The following is a 22444-nucleotide window of genomic DNA, read 5'->3' as shown; positions in this document are numbered from 1 at the left end:
ACCCACTAGCGCTTGCTCACGTTGTGCCCGGAGAGCTGGACGACCGGCTGGGCGCCTCCCAGGTCGGACGTCCGGTACTCGGCCCGGATCGTCTGGCTCTCACCGGGGAACAGCGTGATGTAGTTGTCGCTCCAGTCGACCGGCAGCACCTCGGCACCGCCCTGGCCCTTGCGCAGCGACGTCCGCATGAAGAACGCCACGGAGGTACCGGTGTTCTTCACCGTCACGCTCGTGGACTGCCTGCCGTTGGTGCCCGGCGGCGTCGTGGAGGTCACCGACACCTGGCCCGCCCTCAACGAGCTCAGCGACTTCAGGTCCGTGTACTGGGCCTGCGGGGTGTACCACCAGTCGCCGGCGTTGTAGTTCAGCGTGTCGGCCTTGGTGGACAGCCAGTAGACGTTGCGGTCGATCTCCCTGCCCGCGGCGTCCTTCAGCAGCAGCCGCACGAAGTACGCGGGCGTCAGGCCCGAGGGTTGCGGCAGGGTGCCGACCCGCACGGAACCGTTGGCCCTGGCCGGAACGGGCCGTGTCTCGTTCGCCTTCTGGGTGCCGTCGGAGTTGAAGACCGTCACCTGGAGGCTCATGCCCTGCTTGGCTTCCAGGCCCATGTTCACCACGGCGAGCGACCTGTCGTCGTAGGAGTACTGCGCGTGCAGCGCCTTGTTCGCCTTCTTGGCCCCGAAGTACGACCCCGCGGTCGCCAGGTTGTAGTTGTAGAGGTGCCAGAAGAGCTTGGGCCACGGGTCGTTCTGCATCCAGTAGATGACGCCCTGCGCCTGGTTCGCGCCGGTGTCGGAGAAGTCGCGGCCGAACGCCTCGAACTGCGCGCGGTTCGTCTCGTACTGCTGCAGCTGCGACTTGGCGACGAAGTCGTCCACGCTGGAGGGCTTGCCGTAGCGGTTGTCGAGCGCCGTGCCCCAGAAACCGATCTTGCTGAAGTTGCCCGACGGCGACAGGTGGTACTGCGTGGCGTTGTAGTCCGTCAGCTTGGCGATCTCGGCCGGGCTCAGGAACTTCCTGAGCTCGTCCATCTCCGGGATCGCGAGGCCGGGACCGATCTCGGACGCGAAGCCCGCGCTACCGCCCTTCTGGTTGTCGTACCAGTAGACCGGAGGCTCCCACCAGTACGGACCCTCCATCTTCATGCCCGAGTCACCGAGCTGCGGAGAGCTGCGGCGCGCGGCCGCGGTGACGATCGGCGTCTGCCAGTCGGCGCGCTTCAGGGCGTCCAGGTAGATCTTCTCGACGTCGGCGACCGGGGCCTCGTCCGAGCCGATCAGGAACGTGAACACGCTGGGGTGGTTGCGGATCCGCTTGGCCTCGCCCTCGGCGGACGCGCCGGCGACCCTCTTGTCCTCCGCGGTGAACCCACCGGTGTTCTGCCACTTCGAGCAGCACTCCCAGCCGGTCATCAGCAGGATGCCCGCGCGGTCGGCCAGGTCGTAGATTTCGTCGTTCTCTGGCTTGCCCTCGAGGCGGATCGTGTTGAGGCCCATGGACTTCGTCAGCATCATCTCGTCGGCGATCTTCCGCACGTCGGTCCGCAGGAAGAGGTCCGACGCCCAGCCGCCGCCGCGGATCAGGATCGGCCTGCCGTTGATCTGGTACTGGAGGTTGCCGCTGATCATCTTCGAGGTGACCTCGCGGATGCCGAACGTCGTCCTCTGCTCGTCCGACCTGGCGCCGCTCACGGTCGCGGTGGCCGTCGCGTCGTACAGGGGCTGCGCGCCCATCTGGTACGGCCACCAGACCTGGGGGTTGGTGACGGTGAGCGGGAACGTGACGGTCCTGGTCTCGTTCGCGGCCAGAGTCACGTTCTGGCTGTAGTTCTGGCCCGCGGCGCTGCCGGAGACCGTCGTGGTGACCGCGCTGCCGGTGTTGTTGCGCGCGTCGACCTTCACCGTGACCGCGGCGGTGTCCAGGTTCGGCAGCGGCAGGTCGCTCAGCACGTGCAGGCCGCGCAACGAGACGGCGCCGCTCTGCGCGAGGTCGACGTCGCGGAACAGGCCCTGGTTGCGGTCCGGCGGGAGCTGCGCCCAGTCGATGAAGTGGATCACCAGGTCCTTGGCGGGGTCGGACGGCGACGCCTTGATCGCGAGCGCGTTGTCGCCTTTGCGCAGCAGGCCGGAGACGTTGAACTCGAACGTCGGGTAGGCGCCGACGACCGTGTCCGTGCCGGCGACCTTCGTGCCGTTCAGCCACACCTCACCGCGGGAGATCACGCCGCCGTTGAGCTTGAGGAACGTGTGGACACCCGGCTGCGGGTCCGCCTGGAACACCTTGCGGTACCACCACGGCACCTTGAAGTCCGCGGGGTCGGCCCTCTTCAGGTTCTCGGAGTAGCCGACGTCCCCGTACCTGCCGTTGGCGATCAGGCCGGCCATCACCGTCGACCGCGCGGGCACGGTCAGCCATCCGGCGTCCGAGTACCCGGTCCCGGAGATCACACTGCCGGCCTGCGTCGCCGTGGCGCTGGTCTGCATGCGCCAGTCCGGGATGGTGGAGGTCTGTCCGGGGGCGGCGGCCACGGTGAGCGCCGCTCCCGTGCCGGGCACGGGGCCCGCGGTGGCTGAGGTGCCTGGCACGAGCAGGGCCAGACCCATCGCCGCCACGACCGCGGCCGGTAGTGGTCGGTTGCGCAGCATGTCGCTCCTCGACGCGTCGGGGCGGCGGCGCTCCGGGGTATCGTAAAGAAGGTTTCCTTTTGGTGGGGTGCCCGGCAATGCGGCTAACGGGTGACGCGGGACACCTCGTTCGCCACCCTGCGTGCCCGGTGATCCGATACGTTGGCCGCCATGCGTCGACTTGCCATCCCGTTCTTGCTGGCAGCGGTCCTGGCCGGGTGTTCATCGACCGAGCCGGGCAAGCCCTCCGCGAGTGACCAGACGGGCTCCGCTCCGACGACCGGAACTTCGACCGGCACCACGCCGGTGAACAGGCCCAAGGCCGTCGATCTGACGGCCGTCGAGCCGTGCTCGCTCATCACCTCCGAACAGAGGACGGCGTTGGGTTTGAGCAAGGTCGAACCGGGTAATCCGCTCCCCGATTTCGGGGAGGGGAGCAAGCGGTGCAATCAGACCTACGCCTCGGTCAAGTTCGTCTCCAGCATCCACACGGTTCTCAACGGCGGTGCGGACAGGCTGAAGCGGACGACGGGTGAGTCGAAGCTCACCTCCCTCCAGGTCGCCGGGTATCCCGCGTACCTGACGCAGCGGGAGGCGCCGGGTGGCGCCCCGGTCTGCGAGATCTACGTCGACGCCCACGACGGCCAGTTGTTGCTGGTGGACGCGGGTGGGGTCTTCGGCGAGAAGGGCAACACGCCGGAGGCCGCCTGCGCGCAGGCCAAGGCGCTCGCCACGGCGGCGGCCACCGTTCTGGCGACCCGGTGACGGTTGAGCAGAACTACCTGTCTTGTACCGGGAACCGGTCACTCGCGTAATGCATCAGAGCTAAAGTCGTCCCAAATGCACACATGGCCCGTTCCCTGAGGGCCGTACTGAGGAGGGTGTGCCGTGTTTCTCGCGGATGGTGGAGGTGGAGGCGTCTCATCGCCCCCGGAGTTCGGGCAGCGCAAGCTGAAGGTGGACCCGTCCGCCATTCCACAGGCGAGGAAGGCTTTCGAACAGGCCCTGGCCGAGTTCGACAGCAAGATCACGCAGGCCGTCAACGACCTGCCCACCAGGCCCTGGGCCGCCGACCCGATCAGCGGTGAGACGTCGAAGGCGTTCAACGAGCAGACGTCGGAGAAGGCCCTGGCCGCGCTCGACTCCTACAAGAAGCAGCTCATCGGCGTGATCGACCAGCTGAAGATGATCGAAGAGCAGTACCGCATGACCGAGGGCGACAACGCCGCCATGTGGGGCAAGCACCTCCGAGACCAGGACTGAGAGGGGGGACTGACCGATGACCGAACACCGCTTCCAGGGGTACGCCCACCCCGAGCTGTACAAGATGATCAACTCAGGTCCCGGCGTCGCCGCCTCCATCCCGGTCGAACAGGGCTGGAAGCAGATCGCCGCGACGCTCGCCCAGATCGACGCCGACCTGCACGCCGGTCTGACCAAGATGGGCGCGGACTGGGAGTCCGACGCCGCCGACGCCGCCCAGGGCGCGCTGTCGCCGCTGGCCGAGTGGGCCGGTTTCGCCGAGACCGGCGCGACGACCATGGAGAGCTCCGCGCGTCTGCAGGGCGAGTACATCGCCGAGGCGCGCAAGAAGATGCCCGAGGTCGTCCCCGTCACGACCGAGAAGCCCGGCTTCCTCGACTACGCCGGTGGCGCGCTGACCGGTCCGCTCGGCATGGCCCACGTCATCGGCCAGCAGCAGGACCACGAGCGGCAGGAAGCCGCGGCGGACAACGCCGCCGCCCAGGCCGTCAAGGTCATGGAGGACTACCAGTCGGACAGCCGCTGGAACTCCTCGACGCTCGGCGAGTTCCCGACGCCGCCGCAGGTCGTGATCGACACGCCGCCTCCCGGCGACACGGGTACCGGCAGCACGCGCGTCGGCTTCACGCCGACCGGCTTCGACGGGCCGACCGGCCACGGCACGACGACCCCGTCGTGGTCCGGCACGCCGACGACGTCGAACCAGCAGGTCTCGACCGGCTGGACGCCGCCGCCCACCGACACGACGCACACGTCGTGGACGCAGCCTCCGACGACGACGCCTCCCCCCACGTACACCCCGCCTCCCACGAGCCTGCCGCAGCCGACTCCGACCCCCACGCCGACGCCGGTCCCCGGTGGCCCGGTGTTCACCCGGCCCGGCCAGGGCGGCACCGGCGGCGGGACGGGCGGCCCCAACGGTCCCAAGGGCCAGGGCGGTTCCACCGGCGTTCGCGGTGGTCAGCTCGGTTCCGGAGCCGGCAAGGCGTTCGGGCCGATGTCCGGCTCGCTCGGCGCGGCCGGCCAGCAGGCCGCGATGAAGCCCGGCGGGATGCCCGGTGGCATGTCCGGCCTGGGTTCCGGTCCTGACGCGCTGCGCGGCGGTGCCGCGGGCACGGGCGCCGGCGCCGGTGCGGGCAAGGCCGGTGCGGCCGGTGTCGGTGCCGGTGGTGGCGCGCACGGCCAGCGGGGCGAGGGCGAGGACGACATCGAGCACAAGGCGGCCGACTACCTGGTCGAGACCGACGACGTGTTCGGCGACGAGCGCATGGTCGCGCCACCGGTCATCGGTGGCCTGTCGGAGTGAGCCTGTTCGGCGCTGCGGCGGAGAGAGAACCGATCACTCTCTCCGCCGAGGAGTTCGACGTGCTGTGGGAACGCATGAACGTCGGCCCCATGCCGCTCATCCTGAAAGTTCCCACGCCCGGTAAGACGCGGGACGAGCGCGTGCAGCTCGAGAACCGCGTCTACCAGCAGTTGGACCACCGGCGCCTCGGCAACTCGCGCGGGCTCTCGTCCGAACTGGACGGGCTCCTGCGCATGTTCGTGAAGCCCGAGCGGGAGGCGGACGGCCGCCTCTGGCTCGGCCACAGCCTGCGCGTCCTCGCCGTGGCGAACGGCGACCAGGGCGCGCTGGCGACGCTGCGGGACGACCGGCTGACGTTCCAGCCGTGGGCGGGCTCCGGGCTCGCCTCGGCGGTGCTGTCGGTGCTGCCCGCACACCCCGCCGGGACGGGTCTCTCGGTGACGCTGCCGAGCGCGGACATCGAGAAGGCGATCGCGCAGACCGACGGCTCGCCGAAGTCGATGGAGGCCGCGTTCCGCGGCGTCGGGCTGCGCGAGGACGACGCGAAGGCGCTGGTGAAGATGTTCACCGGGCTCGTGCACACCGGGAACTTCGGCGCGGCCGCCCGCGACAAGTACGGCAAGCGCTGGCGCCCCGAGCGCGTGGTGGCGTTCTTCGACACCGAAGAGGGCCGCTACCTGCAGCAACGCCGTGCTTCAAACGGCCAGCCGCCGTGGAGCACGTTCACGCCGACCGACGCGCGCCGGATGATGCACCAGGTCGACGAGCTGATCTCCGAAGCGGTCCGTTCCGCGGGCGTCTGATCTCTGGTTTGATCTGACCACCGCCGCCGTGGCCAAGACCCCTTGGAGACGGCGAAATGAGCATCGACAGAAGGCTGTTCCTGCTGGCTACAGGGGCTGCACTGGTCGGTACGCCAGCGTTGACGGGGACTGCCTCCGCGCAGTCCTCCGCCTCGCTGTGGCAGGAGTTCGCTGCCAACCCGTACAACCACCCGCAGATCCCGAACGTCGCCTACGCCGGCTACCGCACGGGCGAGAAGCCCGCCCGTCGCCCGGTGCTCGCGAACGTCCTCTTCTTCGGCGCCCGGCGCGACGGTTCGGCCGACGCCTCCGCCGCCATCAACAAGGCCGTCGAGTTCGTCGGCAGGCTGGGCGGCGGCACCGTGTTCGTGCCGCCGGGCCGCTACCGGATCGACGACATCATCCGCATCGGCTACGACAACGTGGTGCTGCGCGGCGCGGGCAGTGCGAGGACGACCTTCTGCGCGACCAGGTCGCTGGAGGAGATCGTCGGCATCAACCGCAGCCGCTACGGCTCGGAGAACTCGGCGTGGAGCTGGTCCGGTGGCCTGGTGTGGGTCTGCCACCGCGACCGCTACCAGCCGCTGGTGGACGCGATCAAGGCCCGCAGGTGGCCGTTCGAGGGCTGGACGGGCAACGAGCTGGAGCAGGGCTCGACGCTGACGGCCGTGACCGGGTCCGCGGCACGGGGTTCGTTCGTCGTGACCGTCGAGAACGGACGCTCGCTGCGGGCGGGCCAGCGCGTGCTGCTGCGGCTCGACGACTCGAACTACTCGCTGCCCAAGCACATGTGCGGCGACGTCCCCGGCACCGCCACGTACAGGTGGGACGACAAGGACAAGCTCCTGTCGTACTTCCCGTTCCTGTGGCCGGTTCGGGTGGAGTGGGTGCGCGGCGACAGGGTGAAGCTCGCACAGCCGCTGCCGCTGGAGATCCGTCCGGAGTGGAAGGCCCGCCTGACCACGATGGCACCGGTCGTCACGGGCGCGGGCGTCGAGGGCATCAAGATCGAGATGTTCAAGGTGCCGACCCCGAAACACCTGCAGGACAAGGGGTACAACGGTGTCGCGTTCCAGTGCGCGTGGGACTGCTGGGCCGACGACGTGCACGTCCAGGACGTCGACAACGGCTTCCTCCTGGTGTCCTCCAAGGGGATCTCGCTGCTGAACACGCGCGTGTCCGGCCGCGGCCACCACCACGCGTACGCGGTGCGCGAGCAGTCCCACGACAACCTGACCGACGGCTTCGTGATCGAGGCCCCGTCGGAGCCCTCGCAGGCGGGCGCGGGCAACCACGGCCTGAACGTCGAGGGCCTGTCGTGCGGCAACGTCTGGACCCGCGGCCGCATGGACCACGACGTCTTCGACACCCACCGCGGCCTGCCGTTCGCCAACGTCCGCACCGAGATCACCATCAACAACGTCGGGGCGCACGGTGGCAGCGCGAACGCGGGACCGTTGTACGGCGCCCGCTTCGCGCACTGGAACGTCACCGTCACCAACCAGCGCGCCGGCAACGTCCGCATCGACCAGGTCGCGCCCTGCAGCGCCACCGTGGCGATCTCCGAGGTCCGCGACTTCGGCCAGGTCGACAAGCCGGACTTCACCGGCGAGCTGAACTCCCGCCTGGAGCTCTACGGCACGACCGACGTGACCCCGCGCAACCTCTACGACGCACAGCGGAAGCTGCGCCGCTCATGAGCTAGCCATCGCCACCGGCAGGGACCACGCCACGTCGTTGAGGTCGGTGGGGAGCACGAGCCTCTCCACCGACCTCCCGATGCGCCGCGTCCAGCCCTGTTCGGTCAGCTCCAGGCGGTACGACGAGTGCTCGCCCGGTGTCGTGTCGGACAGCAGCAGGTGCTGGCCGTAGGTGCGCCCCGCCGTGGCCAGGGTCTGCAGGACCTCGCTGAACTCCGGGCGTTCCCGCAGGAGCCCGTGCACACCGTCGACGCAGACCAGCAGCTCGGGCAGGACGAGCCCGGCGGCGCGGTAGTCCCAGATGTTCCGGAAGTTGTTGTGCGCCAACGTCCGGGCACGCTGTTCGTGGTCCTCCAGCAGGTCCACGATGCCGTGCCGCACGTGCGGCGCGCCGTCCAGGCCCGCGAACACGCCGTTGCCGTGGAAGTCGATGAGGACGACCTGGAGCTCGTCCGGTGAGTGCCGCAGCATCTGGCCGAGGACCAGTGCGCGGACGGCTTCCGCCCGTCGTCCCTCCGGCGCGACCACGTCGCCGTGCGGCCCCATTCCGTCCTGCAGGTGCTTGGACTTCAGGTCGATCTCGACCGGCTGCCCGTACTCGTCCACCCCGACCGGAACCCGGTACTGCAACCTGACGGGGCGTGGTTTCCACACGTGCCTGTTCGGCATCTCGTGCAGGGCGAAGAAGTCCGGTGCGGGTTCGTCCTCGTGCATCAGCAGCGGCAGCGACCTCGCCATCTCGTCGAGGTTCGCGGGCGCCGCGCAGTCGTCGACCAGCCGGTTCGCCAACTCGCTCGGACCGTCGAGCAGGAGTTGCATCCCGGACTTGCCGACGTCCGCCGCGATGGCGGCGAACGCGGCCTCTCCGATGTCAGCGAATCCGCTGACGCACACCAGGAGCTGCGGCAGCACCTGGTCGAAGGCCCGGTGGTCGAAGATCGTCCAGGTGTTGCCGACGACGTCGAGCCGGCGCTCCGACTCCGCGAGGAGCAGGTCCGCGATCTTCCGCGGATCCCGGGCCGCGTGACGATGACGAGCCACGACGTGCGGGGCCTGGTCGAGCCCGTCGAACACGTCCGAGTCGTGCGCGTCGATGAACATCGCCTGGAACAACTTGGGCGAGTGCGTGGCCATCAGACCCAGCACCACACCGCGGAACGCGTCCGGCGAGGTGACGCTCAGATGTGATCCCGTGCGCCACTTCCCGTCGGCGAAGTGCGTCAGCTCCACGACGACAGGCACGCCGTTCGAGTCGACACCCGCGGGGACCTTCCACCACCGCCCCTTCCACGCGAGCGCCTTGGTGAACCGCCGCAGCCCGTGCAGCGCCAGGAAGTCCAGCACCTCGACGCGCAGCGGCACCCGCTCCGGCAGCTCTTCGAGCGACCTCGCGGTGATGACCACCCGCACGTTCCACGCCGCCGCGGCGATCCACCGCACCGACTCGGCCAGCCCGGGATCCTCCGCGCTGCAGTACTTCCAGTCGTCGACCAGCAACGTAGCGCCGGGCTCGGCACCCCGTTCGAACCACGCCAGCAGGTTCTGCCGCCGCCGCTCGTCGCCGGGTTCGAAGCTCACCGCGACACCGGCCGCCTCACCCCGCCCGATGCGGTAGATCCCCTGCGTCGCAGCCATCCGGCGCGTGACGAGGCCGGGCGGCCCGATGAGGGCGAGGTGGTTCACGGGAGCGCGATCCGCGCGTGGAGGCGGTCGGGCACGGAGAGGCCGAAACCGGGCCGGTCCGGCACGCGGGCGGCCTCGCGGGCGTCGACGAGGGACGTGGCGGGGTCGTCCAGGCGGAACTCGACGGCGAAGCCCAGGCTGTTCCTGATGAACGGCGGCACCTGGTCCCAGCTGCGGGCGGTCACGACGACGTGGCGTTGCGGGTCGAGGGGCTCGCCGGGGCCGTCGAGGAGCTGGTAGCGGCCCGGATCACCGAGCACGCCGGCGAGGGTGCGCAGCGTCGTGCTCTTGCCGGTGCCCGGCCCGCCGACGATGGCGCCGTGGCGGAGCTCCTCGGTGAACGCGGGGACCAGCACGTCGCGCCGTTGCCCGAAGGGCTTGTCCAGCAGGCCGATGGCACCTGGCGGCAGCATCTCCAGCTTGAGGTCCACTGAGGACTCGTGCAGCGGTGGCAGCGCGATCTCGTGTGCGGGCGGGCACGATCCGGCCAGTGCCGGCGGCAGGACCTCGGCCCACTCCTCGAGGTCGTACGGCGGCTCCGCGGCCGGCCAGGCGGGGACCGGGGGCCGCAGGAAGGCAGGCGGTGCGTCGCCGGAGCAGAGCAGGTGGACGCCGAGCTCGCGCCCGGCGCGGGTGAGGGACTCCAGGACCCGCTCGTAGCCGGGGATCCGTTCGACGAGCACCTCGGCGCTGTCCACGCAGACCAGCAGGGCCGGAAACCGTTCGCCCGACTGGAGGAGCTGCTGCCGGCGGCCGAGCTCGCCGACGAGGCCGTCGTGGAACCGCTCGAGCATCTCGTCGCCGGCTTCTCCGGTGAGCGTGAACGCCACGTGCGGTGCCGCGTCCAGGCCGTCGAACACGCCGACGTTCTTCATGTCGAAGAGGCCGAAGTTCAGGTCCTGCGACGAGTGCGTGACCATGAGGCCCAGCAACGCGCTGAGCAGCTGCTGCTCGCGTTCCGCGGCCGGGCCGATGCACGCGCTGACGGGGACGGCGCCGTCGCGGTAGACGGGCCAGCCGCGTGCGTTCGAGCCGATGGCGGCCTTCAGGTCGTGGCGCTGGTACTTGTTGCTCAGATCGGGTTCGATGCCGTGCAGCGCCAGGAAGTCCGTAGCTTCGCCGTGCAGGTGCCGCCGCAGCCGGTCGGGCACCTCCGACCACTTCCTGGCTGTGACGACGACCTGCACGCCGCGCGCCGGCCCGAAGGCGGCGATCCACTCGACTGTCCTGTCCAGCGCCGGGTCGAGACCGGAGCACAGCTCCCAGTCGTCCATGAGCAGCACGGCGCCCGACGGCGCACCGCGCTCGAACCAGTCCAGCACGCTGCGGCACCCCGGCTCGTCCGCCGGGTCGAAGGTCGCGGACACGGGCAGCGGGTCCGCGCCGCGCCCGATCCGGTAGACCGAGATGTCCGGTGCCGCCGCCAGAGCCGCCGTCAGCCGTTCCCTGGTCGCCTGCCCGGGACCGACGACGGCGAAGTTCCTGATCACAGCTCAGAGGTATACCAACAGCGCCGGGAGCGCCGCTGCCCCTTCGCTAATGTGGGTGGCGTGCCAGCCAAAGCCGTCGACCCAGCCGAGATGCGAGCCGCCGTGCAGGCGGTGGTCCCATGGTTGCGCGGTGAGGCTGACCAGCCAGAACGCTCTGTGCTCGCCGCCGCCGTCCGCCTGAGCCTGCGCACGCTCGAACAGATCGCGCCCGGCCGCAGCGTCGAGGTGCGCGTTCCCCCGTTCGCGGCCGTGCAGTGCGTCGAAGGGCCGAGGCACACGCGCGGCACGCCCCCGAACGTCGTGGAGACGGACGCCCGCACGTGGCTCGAACTGGCCACCGGCGCGCTCGACTGGACCGACGCGCTGGACGGAGCCCGGGTCACCGCCTCCGGAACCCGGGCCGACCTCTCACCCCTGCTGCCGGTCGTGAGGTTCTAGAACCACGACCCGATCGTCTTGATCGCGCCGCCGACACCCTCGACGGCGTCGCGCCCGAGCTCCACCGCGTTGCCGATCGTGTCGACCACGACGTCGCCGGCGTCGCTCGCGACCTCGCCCACGGTGTCCACCGCGTGCCCGGCCGCGTCACCCCAGCGGCCGTTCGAGATGTCGTCCACGACCTGACCGCCACCGCGCCAGACGTCCTCGCCCATGTCGACGACCTCCTTGCCGGTGTTGACGCCCCAGTCGATGACCGGCCCGACACCGGGGATGTCCGAACCGGGCACCTCACGCGGCGTCGGAGCGTCCTGCCAGCGCTGCTCGGTGACGCTGCCGCCGTCACCGTTGGCGATCTTCGCGATGTTGCTGAGCGACTCGGTGCCCTTGTCGTAGTACGACGAGTGGGCGTGGCCGATCCAGGACTCACCGGACGTGCCGAACGTCTTGCCACCGAACGAGGAGTCGTAGGGACCGGTCGACGACCCGTCCTTGGTGAACCAGTCACCACTCGTCGCCTGGATGACCGGGTCGTGTTCCGTGCCACCGACGTAGACGTGCCCGGCGCCCGCCGACAGCTGGTCGACGTTGGACGCGCCGACACCCGGCGAGCCGACGAACACGATGTCGTCCGCCTTCAGGCCGTTGTCCATGGCCGAGTAGCCGACGACCGTGCTGCCGTAGCTGTGGCCGATCACCGTGACGTGGGCGTTCGGGTTGGTGGTGCGGTAGCCCTCGACGTCCTTCGCGAGGATCGCGCCACCCTCGCGGGCCTGTTCCGGGTCGTTCACCTGGCCGGGCAGGAACTCCGGCGCGTCGTAGCCGAGCCACTGGATCGCGGCGCCGTCCGGACCCATCTCCGTGCTGAGGTTCGCGGCCTGGTCCAGGCCGAAGCTGCTGAGCGTGGACGTGGTGCCGGGCACGCACACCGCGACGTTCTTCGCGGTGTCCGGGTTGCCGAACGCGACGGCGATCGCGCCTTCCTTGGCGCCGGCGCCATCAGGGCTCCACGCGAGCACGTACGCCTTCTTGCCGCTCTCCGCGCTCAACTGGCCGGCCTTGTCCAGCGCGCCCACCGCGTCATCCGCGTTCTTCGCGCGCCGTGCCGCCTCGTCGTACTGCGACATCAGCTGCGAGCCCTGGGCGTCGTTGCGCAGAGCGCGCTGACCCTCTGCCGAGTTCGGATCGACGCCCAGCTCGCGGGCACGGTCGGCCAGCTGCTGCTTGAGCTGGTCCTTCTCCGCGTTGAACCGCGCCGCGTCCTCCGGGATCCGCTTGCGGTTCGCTTCGTCCAGCACGTCGGCGGGAAGGCCGCGGAGCTGGCCGAGCTCCTGGTACTTCGTGTTCTTGAGCGCTTCCTGCTGGTCCTTGCTGAGCGACTTCCACCAGTCCGCGACGGCCTTCGGGTCGGAGCCGGGCGGCGGCACCGGCGGCAGCGCACCGGCCGCACCTCCGCGCTGGGCGGCACGGCTCCAGCCGGAGTCCGTGCGCGCCGACTCCTCGAAGCCGGGCGGGATCCTGGTCAGCGCACTCGCGTAGGAGCGCAGAACGTTGTCGTAACCCGACTTCACCTTGTCCAGGTGCTGGTTGACCTGGTTGGCGAGCTGACGGGTCTGTTCCTCGTCCATGCCTGGCGGCCGACCGCGCCACACGCCGATCGCCTGGTCCGCCGCGCCCCGCATCTGGCCGTAGGCACGCGAAGCGGCCTGGAGGATGTCGACGCCCGCGCCGAGTCGTTCGGCGGCGGCCTTGGCGGCGGTGGCGGACAACTGGGCGCGCGCGGTGAACTTCGTCGCGGCGTCACCGGTCCAGTCGCTGACGGCGGTCTTGCCACCGTTCGTGACGAACTCGCCCGCCCGGCCGACCGCGCTGATCGCACCGGTGATCGGGTCCGCGGCCGCAGCGATCCGGCCGACATCACCGGACGCGAGCCTGCCGTACAGGCTCTCGGGATCCGTGTAGCTCACTGACCGCCCCCCAGTCCCGAGAAGAGCTTCTTCAGCGCTGCCGCGTGGTCCTCGTCGATGCGCTGGTAGGCCTCGGCGTTCGACACGAGACCCTCTGCCGCGTCGGTGAACCAGGAGGAACCGCGCTGCAGGTCCTGGGAGTGCGTGCCGACGAACTTCGACAGCGCGTCCGCGAACTCCGCGGCGGCGTCGACCTCCCCGAACGCACTCGCGTCGAGCTGGAGCATCGAGATCATCTCCGCTGCCTCGCGCACCGCGTCGGAGCCGTTGCCGAACTCCTTGGACGCGGTGCGCAGCAGCTCTGGCTCAACGCCGAACATCGCCACCCCCTGTTGGTCACCGATCACTGCGACGCAGATACATGATGGCCGGTTCCACTCTCGTCAGTGGAGCGTTTCGGGCACGATGTCGTTCATGGTGCAGACAGGGTGGACGGCCCAGCGGTGGACCGCTGTGTTCATCGAACAGGCGGAGTTGTTCCGCAAGGCGGTGGCGGACGCGGACCCGGCCGCCGAGGTGCCGACACGTCCTGGCTGGACCGTGCAGGACCTCGTGATCCACCTCGCGCGCTTCCTGGAGACCTCCACCGCGTACCTGCGCACCGGCAGCCGCACCGCGATGCGGCCGTCGCCCCCGCCTGCCGGGCTGGCGCCGCTGCAGTACCTCGACCTGCAGCTGACCGCGGCCGCGGAGATCCTCACGGCCGTGCCGGGAAACCGCCCGGTGTGGACGTTCTCACCGGCCGCGCCCGATCTGGCCTGGGTGTGGCACCGCCGGATCGCGCACGAGACGGTGCTGCGCCGGTTCGACGCGCAGACGGTCGTCCGCCAGGTCGTGGCGACGGACGCCGACCTCTGCGCCGACGGCATCGACGAGGTGCTGAGCACGATCGTCGCGGCCAACCTCGACGGCGACGTGCCGAGCACCGTGACCGGCACCGCGTCGGTGCGTCCCACCGACGTGCCGGAGTCGTGGCTGATCTCCCTGACAGCGGGCGAGGTGCCCGAACTCCGTGCCGCGGCCCCCGGTGAAGAGGGCGACGCGCAGGTGACCGGTGAGGCCGAGGTCGTCTACTTCTGGCTCTGGAACAGGATGAACTTCAAGGAGATGACCGGCGATCAGCGCGTGCTGGACGTCCTGCAGGTCGGACGGGGGCACTGATGCGCAAGCTCGCCGCCGTCTTGCTGAGCTGCCTCGCGCTGACCGCCTGTGGTGACAAGCGTTTCGAGGGCGACGTCAGGTTCAAGGTCACCAAGGCGGACTCCGAGGGCTACGAGCTCGTTCTGGCACAGCAGCAGCCGGTGGACATGGTCAGTGACTGGTACTCGGGCCGCGTTCTCGCCAGGGAGTTCGCGGAACCCGTCGCGGTCGGCGACGAGGTGGTGTGCCACGTCGTCCAGGAACGGGTCAACGAGAAGCACATCTCGACCCGCTCCCAGACCACGAACTGCAAAAAGGCTTGATGCGCAAGATCATCTCGGCGCTCGCGGCCTGTCTGGTGCTGACCGGCTGCGGGCTCGGCCGCTGGGAAGGCGAGATCCGCTTCGAGGTCACCAGCATCAACACCTGCTACGACGGCTACAGCGACGTCATCTGCGCCACCCGCGTCTACCTCGACGTCGTGGGCGACCTGCCCGCCGGCGCACCCCGGCCGAGGTCGTTCGAAGGTGCCTTCGTGGAGCCGGACGACTTCACCGACGAGTCGAAGGTGCGCGACGAGGTGGCCGTGGGCGACGAGATCATCTGCCAGGGGCAGGAACAGTCCGAGGGCTTCGACTACCTCAACGGGAACCCGCTGCAGCTCTCGAAGTGCCGGATGGCATGAGTTTCATCACCTCACCAGGGGTCCGGAGGGGGTAGTTGGCCCCCTGCTCCACTTACACTCGGGTTGAAGCCAGCCCCATCGTGAGGGAGCCAATTCGGTGGTCGACGACCATTCCCAGTCCGAACAGGAACCCCGTGAGGAGTGTGGCGTCTTCGGCGTCTGGGCTCCGGGTGAAGACGTCTCCAAGATGACCTACTACGGGCTCTACGCCCTGCAGCACCGCGGCCAGGAGGCCGCGGGCATCTCGGTCGGGGACGGGTCGCAGGTCGTCGTCTTCAAGGACCTCGGACTCGTGAGCCAGGTGTTCGACGAGCAGGTCCTGCAGAGCCTCAAGGGCCACGTGGCCGTCGGCCACTGCCGCTACTCCACCACCGGGTCCACGACCTGGGAGAACGCGCAGCCCACCTTCCGCACCACCGCCGCCGGTTCCGGGCTGAGCCTCGGCCACAACGGCAACCTGGTGAACACCGCCGAGCTGCTGGAGAAGGCCAAGGGCCTCGGCATCGTCGAGCGCAACGGCGCCACCACCGACTCGGACATCCTCTGCGGCCTGCTCGCCCACGCGGCGGCCGACAAGGGCATCGAGCAGGCCGCTCTGGAGCTGCTGCCGACGGTCAAGGGCGCGTACTGCCTCACGTTCTCCGACGAGTCCACCCTCTACGCCGCGCGCGACCCGCACGGTGTCCGGCCGCTGGTCCTGGGCCGGCTGGAACGCGGCTGGGTCGTGGCGAGCGAGACCGCGGCGCTCGACATCGTCGGCGCGAGCTTCGTGCGCGAGGTCGAGCCCGGTGAGCTGATCGCGATCGACGGCGACGGGCTGCGGTCCACCCGCTTCGCGACCCCCGAGCCCAAGGGCTGCATCTTCGAGTACGTCTACCTGGCGCGGCCGGACACGACGATCTCCGGGCGCGGCGTCCACGCGACGCGCGTCGAGATCGGCCGCCGCCTCGCCAAGGAGCACCCGGTCGAGGCCGACCTGGTGATCCCGGTGCCGGAGTCCGGCACGCCGGCCGCCATCGGCTACGCGCAGGCCAGCGGCATCCCGTACGGGTCGGGCCTGGTCAAGAACGCCTACGTCGGCCGGACGTTCATCCAGCCGTCGCAGACCATCCGCCAGCTCGGCATCCGGCTGAAGCTGAACCCGCTGCGCGACGTCATCCGCGGCAAGCGCCTGGTCGTCGTGGACGACTCGATCGTGCGCGGCAACACCCAGCGCGCGCTCGTCCGCATGCTGCGCGAGGCCGGTGCGCTCGAGGTGCACGTGCGGATCGCGTCGCCGCCCGTCAAGTGGCCGTGCTTCTACGGCATCGACTTCGCCTCGCGGGCGGAGCTCATCGCGAACGGCCTGGACGACGACGGCATCCGGCGTTCGGTCGGCGCCGACTCGCTCGGGTACGTGTCGCTGGAGCAGCTCGTCGCGGCCACGGAGCAGCCCAAGTCGCGGCTGTGCTCGGCCTGCTTCGACGGCGAGTACCCGATCGAACTGCCGCAGGACGCGCTCATCGGCAAGCACCTGCTCGAGGGTCTCAAGGGCGTGTCGGGCTCGGCCGCTCCCGTTCTGGCGAGCGGCTATGGTGCCGAAGACGCACTCCGACGTCCTTAGTTCCGGGTACGTCCTGCGACCCGATATCCAAGTGGAAGAAGTTGACGTGACCGACAGCGCCAAGGCCACCTACGCCGCCGCCGGAGTCAGTATCGCCGCAGGTGACGAGGCGGTGGAGAAGCTCAAGCCGTGGGCGGCCAAGGCGCACCGGCCCGAGGTGCTCGGTGGCATCGGTGGTTTCGCGGGTCTCTTCCAGCTCAAGCTCGACCGCTGGAAGGAGCCGGTTCTCGCCTCTTCCACGGACGGCGTCGGCACCAAGATCGCGATCGCGCAGGCGCTCGACAAGCACGACACCGTCGGCATCGACCTGGTCGCCATGATCGTGGACGACCTGGTCGTGTGCGGCGCCGAGCCGTTGTTCGTGCAGGACTACATCGCCGTCGGCAAGGTCGTCCCGGACCGGATCGCCTCGCTGGTCAAGGGCATCGCCGAGGGCTGCGTCCAGGCCGGCTGCGCGCTGCTCGGCGGCGAGACCGCGGAGCACCCCGGCCTGATGGGCGACGACGACTACGACATCTCCGGCACCGGCGTCGGCGTGGTCGAGCAGTCCAAGCTGCTCGGCCCCGACCGCGTCCGCGACGGTGACGTCGTGATCGCGATGGGCTCGTCCGGCCTGCACTCCAACGGCTACTCGCTCGCCCGGCACGTGCTGCTGGAGATCGCGCGGATGCCGCTGGAGGGCCACGTCGAGGAGTTCGGCCGGACCCTCGGCGAGGAGATGCTGGAGCCGACCAAGATCTACGCCAAGGACTGCCTGGCGCTGATCGCCGAGACCGAGGTCCGCGGGTTCTCCCACGTCACCGGTGGTGGCCTGGCCGCGAACCTGGCCCGCGTGCTGCCGGAGGGCCTGCACGCGACGCTCGACCGCGGCACCTGGACGCCCGCGCCGGTGTTCCAGCTCATCGCCCAGCGCGGCCGCGTGGAGCGCGAGGAGATGGAGAAGGCGTTCAACATGGGCGTCGGCATGGTCGCCGTCGTCGCGCCCGAGGACGTCGACCGCGCGCTGGCCGTGCTCACGGCCCGCCACGTGCCGGCGTGGGTGCTCGGCGAGATCACCAAGTCCGAGCAGGGCGGCGCCGCGCTCGTCGGCGACCACCCGCGTTTCTGACCGTCGGCCCAGCGGACGGTGCCGGCGATCCCGCTGGCACCGTCACCGCTCGCTGCGGGGCGAGACCGCTCTCACCGGTTGTCGAACTCCTCGTACTTCCAGTCCGCGGGCTCGATCATCGGATGTTGCTTCACCACGCCGACCAGTCGATGTCCCTTCAACGTCCACTGTCCGCCTGCGGTGTCGAACTCGAACTCCATCGGGCCGAACGCCGACCCCGTGCTGCTTCCAGATCGCAAGTAGAAATGCGTCGCTCCGGTGACCTCAGCGACCATGGTGTTCTCACAGGCGGACACCGAGTTCACTTTGACGCCGTTGATCTCGTAACGCACGTAGCCGGCTTCCGCATTGGACCAGGACAGCACGTCGTAGGCGCGTTCGGCGGTCTTCGCCGCGTCAGGCGAGACCTGGACAGCGGCGTCGCTCAACACGAGTGGCGCTGATCCTTCCGCCGCGTTGACGATCGCGCGGGCCCGGTGTTCGGCGACATCCCGCACCACCGTGACGATCCGCTCGCTGACCACCGGATCGGAGACAGCCGGACAGCCGGGCTCGACTTCACCGGACGAGCAGCCCGCGGACGCAACGGCCACGGCGCTGAGGGTCAGCACGAGGAGTTTCATCCGAACCTCACGCCGCCTTCCAGGTCGTTGCTCGTGTGGTGGATCACAACAGCCCCCTGTGGTCGAGAAACCGTGACCATCATGGGCGGGAAACCGCGATCGCCGGCCAACTGAGCCCGCAGGCTCGCGAGTGTCGAGGCAACCTTCCAGCACGGTCGTCGCGTACTAAGCGGCGACCGAGGAGGGGGCACTTGGACCGCGACCGCGAGTTCGGCGAGTTCGTCGACGCCCGTGCGCTCGTCATGCGCCGCACGGCTTATCTGCTGTGCGGCGACTGGCACCGCGCGGAGGACATCGTCCAGACCGCGCTGATCAAGATGTACGTGGCGTGGTCGCGCGTGCGCAAGGACACCGTCGACGCCTACGCCCGCAAGGTGCTGGTGCGCACCGCCATCGACGAGACCCGGCGCGGGTTCTTCCAGCGCGAACGCATCGTCGACGCCGTGCCCGAGAGCGCGGTCACGGACGCGGACTCCGACCTCGACCTGCGCAGGGCGCTCGACGCGTTGCCACCGGGGCAACGCGCCGTCGTCGTGCTGCGGTACTGGGAGGACCTGAGCGTCACCGAGACCGCCCGCATCCTCGGCAGGACGGAGGGCACGGTGAAGAGCCAGGCCGCGAAGGGACTCGCCGCGTTGCGCGACCTGCTGGAGAACGAGCCGGTGTCGCGGATCTACACCTCCGAGGTGATCCGCAAGGGCAGGACCAAGCTCGTCCGCCGGCGCACCGGCATCGCGGCGGCGCTGTCGTTCGTGCTGCTGGCAGGGTTCGGCGCGGTCGGCTACCTGGCGACGCCGCACAAGGCCGCCGCACCGTCGATGTCCCAGGCCGACTCGGGTGGGTTGCTCGACCGCAACGCCGAACTGACCCGGATCCTGAACGGCGCGAACGTCGTCCCGGCAGGCGTGACGGCCGAGGACGTCGGTGTGGTCAGGGCGCTGACCTTCTACGAGAAGGACGGCACGCGGTACGCCGTGGCGAAGCTGACCGATGCCAGGGGCTCGGGCGGACTCACGATCGTCCTCGCCCGCGGTGAGGGCCAGGAGAAGTCCTGCGACCAGCTGCAGAGCACCGACTGCCGGATCGACGAGGTGAACGGCATCAAGGTCCTGACCTACCTGGACCGCAGGGAGAGCGACGGTGTCGTGCTCTGGGTGGCCTCGGCGACCCGGCCGGACGGCACGACCGTGCTCGTCCAAAGCGACCCGTTCGGCGCGTTCGTCGGCGACCCCTACCGTCCCGACACCAGCGCGCCGGTCGCCCGGCCGGAACCGGTGCTCGGCAGGGACGCCCTGATAAAGATCGCGACACTTCCGGGGCTGACCTTCTAACCTTGAGGCATGAACGACGTGACCGTGACGAGGACGCTGGTGGTGCCGGCGTCCGAGCTGCGCGAACGTTTTTCCAGGTCAGGTGGGCCGGGCGGGCAGGGGGTGAACACGGCGGACAGCCGTGTGGAGCTCTCGTTCGACCTGGCTGCCTCGCCGTCGATCCCCGACCACCTCAAGGCCAGGATGCTCGACCGCCTGGCGGGCAGGCTCGTCGACGGCGTGCTCACGATCGCCGCGTCCGAGCACCGCGCCCAGCTGCAGAACCGCGCCGCCGCCCGTGAACGCCTCGCGGCGGTCCTGCGTTCGGCCGCCGCGCCGCCACCGCCGGTGCGCAGGCCGACCAAGCCCACCAAGGGTTCGCAGGAACGCCGCATCGCCTCGAAGAAGCGCCGCGCGGACACCAAGCGCGGCCGCGGTCGTTCAGGCTCCTGGGACTAGGGCGTAGATCCGTTCCGGACGGCCGGTTCCGCCGTAGCGCAGCCGGACCTCGGCCCGACCCGTCGACACGAAGTGCTCCAGGTACCGGCGCGCGCTGACCCTCGCGACGCCGGTGGACGAAGCGCACTCCGACGCCGACAGCCCTTCCGGACGTGCGCGCAGCGCGTTCTCCACGAGCCGCGCGGTCTCCGGCGTCAGTCCCTTGGGCAGCAACGGTTTCGAGGTCGGCCGCGCACCGAACACCTGGTCCACGTCCGCCTGCCCGGCCGAGTCCAGCCGGTGCAGCTTCTCCCGCAACGACGCGAAGTGCGCGAGCTGGTCGCGCAGGGCCGCGTAGTCGAACGGCTTGATCAGGTAGTGCAGCACGCCGCCGCGCATCGCACTGCGCACGGTCTCGACGTCCGTCGCCGCCGTGATCACGATGACGTCCACGTCCTCGTTGGCGCGCAACGACTTCAGCACTTCGAGTCCGCTCATGTCCGGCAGGTAGATGTCGAGCAGCACGAGGTCGGGCTTCAGCTCCCGCACCAGCCGCAGCGCGTCTCCGCCGGTGTGCGCGACCCCGGCGATCTCGAACCCGTCGGTGCGCGCGACGTAACCGCTGTGCACCTTGGCCACCATGAAGTCGTCGTCGACGACCAGCACCCGGATCACCAGGGCAGCCTTGCCGTGAAGACCGAACCCGAGACGCTCACCGAACCGCCGCGCCGCAGGCAGGCCCGCCTGATCAGCGCGAGCCCGATGCCGCGTTCGCCGTGCGATGCCGCCTTCGTCGTGAACCCGTGCCGGAACACCTCTTCCGCGAGCTCCGGCGCCACACCGGGACCGGAGTCGCGCACCACGACCTGGACCTCGTCGTCCAACTGCGTCACACCTACCTCGATCCACTTCCCCGCGCCGTTCGTGTTCAGCGAACTCAGCGCGTCCAACGCGTTGTCGACGAGATTTCCCAGCACCATCACCAGGTCCGCCGACAGCGCCTCGTCGACCCTGCCCAGCACGCTGTCCGGGTCCATCCGCAGCTCGGTCCCGCGTTCGGCCGCGAGCGACGCCTTGGCGATCAGCAGCGCCGCCACGGCGGGGTCGCCGATCGACGAACCGACCTCGGCCCGCCACTGGTCCTGCGCCGAGCTGATCTGGTGAATGTAGTTGGTGACCTCGTCGTACTCCTTGAGCGCGATCAGCCCGGCGATGGTGTGCAGCCGGTTCGCGAACTCGTGCGCCTGCGCCCGCAGCGTGTCCGTCGCGTGCTGTGAGGCGTCGAGTTCGTGTTGCAGTGCAAGGAGTTCCGTGCGATCTCGCAACGTCACGACGGCGCCGTCGCCGCCCTCGATGGGCATCCGGTTCAGCGTCAGCACGACGCCCTGCCGCAGCACCAGCTGGTCGACGCCGGTCGCCCGGCCGGTCAGCACGTCGCGCAGGCGGTCGTTCAGCTCCAGTTCCTCGACCGAGCGGCCGACCGCGTCCCCCGGCAACGCCAGCAGGTCGCTCGCGTGGTCGTTGACCAGCGTGATCCGGTGCTGCCCGTCGAGACCGACGACGCCCTCGCGGATGCCGTGCAGCAACGCCTCGCGGTTCTCGACCAGCGCGGTGATCTCGTGCGGCTCCAGCCCGAGCGTCTGGTTCTTCACCCGGCGGGCCAGCAGCAACGATCCCGTGACACCGATGATCAGCGCGATCGCGAGGTAGCGCAGCACGTCGACGGGCTGCTCCAACGCACCGGCGAAGACGCCGGGGTCCTCCGCGCCGGCGATCACCATGCCGTTGACCTGGCGGCTCGTCGGGTCGAACACCGGCACGTGCGCCTCGATCGAGTCGCCGACCGTTCCCGTCCAGGACCTGCCCTCCAGCGCGGTGGTGCGGGTGTCCAATGTGGTCCCGATCTGGGCCGGGTCCGGTGACGCGATCACGAGCCGCTTCTCGTCGAGGATCAGCACGTAGGAGGCGCCGGACAGGCTGCGCGCGGTCTCGGCGGGCGCGGACAGCAGGCGCCAGTTGCCCATCTGCTCCTGGACCAGCGAGTTCGCGGCGACCGTCTCCGCGACGGACAGCATCCGGCGTTCCTCGTTGGAGCGAAAGTTGCTCCCCGTCTGGACGACGGTCAGCGCGCCCACCGCGCCCAGTAGCAGCGTGACGACTACGAGTTGCCATGCGAGGAGCTGACTGGCCAGGGAACGGCGGCGACGCATGTGACCTCCCGTGACCAGAAAGACCGAAAGAAACCTTAGAAGCGCAAGAGCGA

The 22444-nt window shown here is 69.8% G+C and carries 20 protein-coding genes and 1 pseudogene; 13 read left to right on the top strand and 8 right to left on the bottom strand.

The features are described 5' to 3' along the window. Positions 1-5: 5 nt before the first annotated feature. Entirely contained in the window at positions 6-2645 is a 2640-nt protein-coding gene (locus ORI60_RS07715; protein ID WP_266035791.1) for a glycoside hydrolase family 2 protein, read from the bottom strand. A gap of 150 nt (positions 2646-2795) precedes the next feature. Between ORI60_RS07715 and ORI60_RS07710 the strand changes: the two genes are divergently transcribed. The 5 genes from ORI60_RS07710 to ORI60_RS07690 all read left to right on the top strand — a co-directional run bounded on the left by ORI60_RS07710 (position 2796) and on the right by ORI60_RS07690 (position 7696). Beyond that, positions 2796-3389 carry a DUF3558 domain-containing protein gene (locus tag ORI60_RS07710; protein ID WP_266035789.1) on the top strand — a complete coding sequence of 198 codons (594 nt, stop codon included), beginning with the start codon at positions 2796-2798 and terminating at the stop codon, positions 3387-3389. Between the two features lie 123 nt (positions 3390-3512). Next, a complete protein-coding gene (locus tag ORI60_RS07705) occupies positions 3513-3887 on the top strand; it encodes a transcriptional regulator (RefSeq protein WP_266035787.1) in 375 nt (124 codons plus the stop codon). A 16-nt stretch (positions 3888-3903) separates the two neighbouring features. Further along, positions 3904-5193 (top strand): hypothetical protein, encoded by a 1290-nt coding sequence (locus ORI60_RS07700; RefSeq protein WP_266035786.1) that lies wholly within the window; start codon positions 3904-3906, stop codon positions 5191-5193. After that, complete coding sequence (locus tag ORI60_RS07695) at positions 5190-5996, top strand: ESX secretion-associated protein EspG (protein ID WP_266035784.1); 807 nt, start codon at positions 5190-5192, stop codon at positions 5994-5996. The genes ORI60_RS07700 and ORI60_RS07695 overlap by 4 nt, the downstream gene beginning before the upstream one ends. 56 nt (positions 5997-6052) lie before the next feature. Beyond that, positions 6053-7696 (top strand): glycosyl hydrolase family 28-related protein, encoded by a 1644-nt coding sequence (locus ORI60_RS07690; protein WP_266035782.1) that lies wholly within the window; start codon positions 6053-6055, stop codon positions 7694-7696. Here ORI60_RS07690 and ORI60_RS07685 read toward each other — a convergent pair. Both ORI60_RS07685 and ORI60_RS07680 read right to left on the bottom strand, forming a co-directional pair. Then, positions 7691-9379, bottom strand: a complete 1689-nt coding sequence (locus ORI60_RS07685) for an FtsK/SpoIIIE domain-containing protein (protein ID WP_266035780.1) — start codon at positions 9377-9379, stop codon at positions 7691-7693. The two genes, ORI60_RS07690 and ORI60_RS07685, sit on opposite strands and share 6 nt — an antisense overlap. Continuing rightward, entirely contained in the window at positions 9376-10869 is a 1494-nt protein-coding gene (locus ORI60_RS07680) for a hypothetical protein (RefSeq protein ID WP_266035778.1), read from the bottom strand. The genes ORI60_RS07685 and ORI60_RS07680 overlap by 4 nt, the downstream gene beginning before the upstream one ends. 90 nt (positions 10870-10959) lie before the next feature. On the opposite strand from ORI60_RS07680, the gene ORI60_RS07675 reads away from it, so the two are divergent. Next, on the top strand, positions 10960-11307 hold the full coding sequence (locus tag ORI60_RS07675; protein ID WP_416234379.1) for a sterol carrier family protein: 348 nt from the start codon (positions 10960-10962) through the stop codon (positions 11305-11307). Here ORI60_RS07675 and ORI60_RS07670 read toward each other — a convergent pair. Both ORI60_RS07670 and ORI60_RS07665 read right to left on the bottom strand, forming a co-directional pair. Beyond that, a complete protein-coding gene (locus ORI60_RS07670) occupies positions 11304-13274 on the bottom strand; it encodes an alpha/beta hydrolase (RefSeq protein ID WP_266035775.1) in 1971 nt (656 codons plus the stop codon). The genes ORI60_RS07675 and ORI60_RS07670 overlap by 4 nt on opposite strands. After that, positions 13271-13594 (bottom strand): DUF2563 family protein, encoded by a 324-nt coding sequence (locus tag ORI60_RS07665; RefSeq protein WP_266035773.1) that lies wholly within the window; start codon positions 13592-13594, stop codon positions 13271-13273. The genes ORI60_RS07670 and ORI60_RS07665 overlap by 4 nt, the downstream gene beginning before the upstream one ends. Before the next feature lie 94 nt (positions 13595-13688). On the opposite strand from ORI60_RS07665, the gene ORI60_RS07660 reads away from it, so the two are divergent. From ORI60_RS07660 to purM, 5 genes are all read left to right on the top strand, one after another. Beyond that, positions 13689-14435, top strand: coding sequence for a maleylpyruvate isomerase N-terminal domain-containing protein (locus ORI60_RS07660; RefSeq protein ID WP_266035771.1), 747 nt, complete (start codon positions 13689-13691; stop codon positions 14433-14435). Beyond that, on the top strand, positions 14435-14737 hold the full coding sequence (locus ORI60_RS07655) for a hypothetical protein (protein ID WP_266035769.1): 303 nt from the start codon (positions 14435-14437) through the stop codon (positions 14735-14737). The genes ORI60_RS07660 and ORI60_RS07655 overlap by 1 nt, the downstream gene beginning before the upstream one ends. Continuing rightward, positions 14737-15099, top strand: coding sequence for a hypothetical protein (locus ORI60_RS07650; RefSeq protein WP_266035768.1), 363 nt, complete (start codon positions 14737-14739; stop codon positions 15097-15099). The genes ORI60_RS07655 and ORI60_RS07650 overlap by 1 nt, the downstream gene beginning before the upstream one ends. Positions 15100-15196: 97 nt before the next feature. Next, on the top strand, positions 15197-16702 hold the full coding sequence (purF, locus tag ORI60_RS07645) for an amidophosphoribosyltransferase (RefSeq protein WP_266035766.1): 1506 nt from the start codon (positions 15197-15199) through the stop codon (positions 16700-16702). 46 nt (positions 16703-16748) lie between these two features. Then, the gene (gene purM / locus ORI60_RS07640; RefSeq protein ID WP_266035764.1) at positions 16749-17810 is read left to right on the top strand and encodes a phosphoribosylformylglycinamidine cyclo-ligase; all 1062 of its coding nucleotides are present in this window, start codon (positions 16749-16751) and stop codon (positions 17808-17810) included. A 71-nt stretch (positions 17811-17881) separates the two neighbouring features. Here the strand turns inward: purM and ORI60_RS07635 are convergent, their stop codons facing one another. Beyond that, positions 17882-18433 (bottom strand): hypothetical protein, encoded by a 552-nt coding sequence (locus ORI60_RS07635; RefSeq protein WP_266035762.1) that lies wholly within the window; start codon positions 18431-18433, stop codon positions 17882-17884. 191 nt (positions 18434-18624) lie between these two features. On the opposite strand from ORI60_RS07635, the pseudogene ORI60_RS44725 reads away from it, so the two are divergent. Together ORI60_RS44725 and arfB are read left to right on the top strand one after the other, a co-directional pair. Then, a pseudogene (locus tag ORI60_RS44725) lies at positions 18625-19083 on the top strand (SigE family RNA polymerase sigma factor); the annotation flags it as partial. Positions 19084-19773: 690 nt separating this feature from the next. Continuing rightward, on the top strand, positions 19774-20202 hold the full coding sequence (gene arfB, locus ORI60_RS07625) for an alternative ribosome rescue aminoacyl-tRNA hydrolase ArfB (protein ID WP_266035760.1): 429 nt from the start codon (positions 19774-19776) through the stop codon (positions 20200-20202). Here the strand turns inward: arfB and ORI60_RS07620 are convergent. Together ORI60_RS07620 and ORI60_RS07615 are read right to left on the bottom strand one after the other, a co-directional pair. Continuing rightward, a complete protein-coding gene (locus ORI60_RS07620; RefSeq protein WP_266035759.1) occupies positions 20185-20856 on the bottom strand; it encodes a response regulator in 672 nt (223 codons plus the stop codon). The genes arfB and ORI60_RS07620 overlap by 18 nt on opposite strands. Next, positions 20853-22391 carry a sensor histidine kinase gene (locus tag ORI60_RS07615; RefSeq protein ID WP_266035757.1) on the bottom strand — a complete coding sequence of 513 codons (1539 nt, stop codon included), beginning with the start codon at positions 22389-22391 and terminating at the stop codon, positions 20853-20855. Before ORI60_RS07615 ends, ORI60_RS07620 begins: the two co-directional genes overlap by 4 nt. Positions 22392-22444 lie beyond the last annotated feature (53 nt).

Source organism: Lentzea sp. NEAU-D7, assembly GCF_026242055.1.
Classification (GTDB): domain Bacteria; phylum Actinomycetota; class Actinomycetes; order Mycobacteriales; family Pseudonocardiaceae; genus Lentzea.
Note: the sequence above shows the minus strand (reverse complement) of the source record. Positions and strands in the feature narration are given on the sequence as shown.